General features: G+C 75.1%; 3 protein-coding genes and 1 pseudogene. 2 read left to right on the top strand and 2 right to left on the bottom strand.

Features of this window, described 5'->3' with window-relative positions:
• Positions 1-75: 75 nt before the first annotated feature.
• Complete coding sequence (locus ABZ495_RS36995) at positions 76-477, bottom strand: DoxX family protein (RefSeq protein ID WP_359840385.1); 402 nt, start codon at positions 475-477, stop codon at positions 76-78.
• A 251-nt stretch (positions 478-728) separates the two neighbouring features.
• On the opposite strand from ABZ495_RS36995, the gene ABZ495_RS37000 reads away from it, so the two are divergent.
• Positions 729-884: a DUF6131 family protein gene (locus tag ABZ495_RS37000; RefSeq protein WP_329485492.1), complete on the top strand. Its 156-nt coding sequence runs from the start codon at positions 729-731 to the stop codon at positions 882-884.
• Positions 885-1,000: 116 nt separating this feature from the next.
• A pseudogene (locus ABZ495_RS37005) lies at positions 1,001-1,381 on the top strand (PP2C family protein-serine/threonine phosphatase); the annotation flags it as partial.
• A 69-nt stretch (positions 1,382-1,450) separates the two neighbouring features.
• Here the strand turns inward: ABZ495_RS37005 and ABZ495_RS37010 are convergent.
• Complete coding sequence (locus ABZ495_RS37010; RefSeq protein WP_359808858.1) at positions 1,451-1,906, bottom strand: ATP-binding protein; 456 nt, start codon at positions 1,904-1,906, stop codon at positions 1,451-1,453.
• Positions 1,907-2,168: the final 262 nt, after the last annotated feature.

Here is a 2,168-nt window from a genome sequence, read left to right on the forward strand (position 1 = left end):
GTGACCGCCGGCGTCGACCACCTCGATGTCCTCGATGTTCTGCTCGATGGCCTCGCCCGGCACCGGGAGCGGGCGTCAGCCGGTCCACCGCCGGTGCCGGGCGCGCCAGGCCAGCGACGGCCCCGCTCCGGTGTCCGCCGCCGTGATCAGCAGCCCGCCGCACATCGACAGGTTCTTCAGGAAGTGGATGCGCTGCTGGGCGCGCTCCTCCTCGTCCTTGACCTCCCAGAACCGGTGGCCGGCCAGGGTGACCGGGACGAGGGTCGCCGCCAGCGCGAGCGCGGCGGGCCGGGTGAAACGGCCGGACGCCAGCAGCGCGGCGGCCACCACCTGGACCCCGGCGTTGAGCCGGATCGCCGTTTCGGGCCGGCGCGGAACGGCCGGGACGTGCTCGGCGAGCGGGTCGACCACCGGTTCGGCGGCGGCCTCCAGCCGGGCGGGGTTCAGTAGGGCGTCGGCGCCTCCGTAGAGGAACATCGACGCCAGCATCGGTCGGGCACAGGCTCGCAAGATGGACATACCCCGCGTCTTTCCGGTCCCCCGGCGGCCAATCCCCGTCGCGGGGCGTTCCCGACGGGCGGCCCGGGGCTCGGCGGGGGCACCTCGGGCTCGTTCGGGTGGGGCGGCCCGTCCGGGCGACAACAAACCGGCGAGGGCCGGTTGACCCGTCGGCAATCGGGCAGACGCACGGCGCGGGGGAAGAGCTCACAGAGCCCAAGGAGCGCGGCATGATCGTCCTCGGAATCATCCTTCTCGTCATCGGTCTCCTCACCGGCCTCGGCATCCTGTGGACGATCGGAGCGGTCCTCGTCGTCGTGGGACTGATCCTGTGGATCCTGGGAGCGGTCGGGCACGCCGTTGGCGGACGCAAGCACTACTGGTGACGGAGCCCGTCGACCGACCGGGCACAGCGCCGTCCCGGGGCCGCCGGAGGTGCCGGCCGCCTCCCCGGCCCCAGGGCCCTCACGGGCGGGCAGCCGATCACCCTGCCCGCCCCGTCCTCGGCGCCGCCACCGGCACGGTCGCCCTGCGCAACGCGCTGCGCGGCCTGGCCGCCACCGGCGCCGGCCCCACCCAGCTCCTCGCCTGGCTGAACAGGGTGACGCACCACCTGACCGACAACGTGACCGCCACCGCCGTCTGCGCGCTCTACCAGCCGCGCCCCCACGTGCCGCGCTGGGCGAGGGCGGGCCACCTGCCGCCGCTCCTGCTGCGTGACGGCCAGGCCCGCAAACCGCCCGCGGTCGCCGGCATCCTGCTCGGCGCGATCGACCAGGCCGAGTACGAGGAGGGCGAGATCCAGCTGAAGACCGGCGACACCCTCATGCTGTACACCGACGGCCCGATCGAACGGCGGGACCGCTCGCTCCAGGACTCCATCAAGGTCCGCTGAGCGGCGGTCCGTGACGTGGGCGGACCGCGACATCGGCGGGCGGGCCCCGGCGGGCCCTCAGGCCGGGCCGCACAGCCGCCCGGCGGTGTCGCGCGGGTGCGGGTCCCGCTCGCCCGGCGGGTGGAAACAGGCGATCACCGTCTTCCCCTCCCGCTGGCGGCGGATCTCCCACTCGTCGGCGAGGGCGTCCACGATCGCCATCCCCCGCCCGTTGAGAGCGTCGGTGCCCGCGCTGCGCGGCTCCGGCACCGCGGTGCTCCCGTCGTGGACGGACACGTGCAGGCACCGGCCGTCCCACACCAGCACCAGCTCGGCGCTGCTGTGGGCATGGATGTGGGCGTTGGTCAGCAGCTCGGAGACGGTGAGCAGGACGGCGTCCACGGTCTCGGGCGCGTCCCGCGTCCACGCGAGCGAGCGCAGGTGGTTCCGGGTCCACCGCCGCCCCGCCCGGACACCGCCCGCTATGGGGAATGAGCGGGCCCATCCCGTGGCCCTCACCGACGCGTCGCCCATGGCCCGATCCTCCGTCCGTTTCCAGTCCGTATCCAGCGCCTGCCCCCAAAACCCGCCCCCACGCACCCGAGGGCGGAGACCCGATGCCGGGCGGTGATCCTGCCCGTCGTCGGTCGGCGCCGGCGCCCTCCTGCGCCGCGACGGGGCGCGGCGGGCGTCCGGCCGGACCGGCACGCCCGGCCGCCGACGGCGGACGCACGGCTTCCGGCCGCGGGCAAGTGCCAAGGTACGCGGCCCACAAGCGGGGGCGCCCCGTCCACAT

The sequence above is a fragment of the Kitasatospora sp. NPDC005748 genome, assembly GCF_040630735.1.
Taxonomy (GTDB): domain Bacteria; phylum Actinomycetota; class Actinomycetes; order Streptomycetales; family Streptomycetaceae; genus Kitasatospora.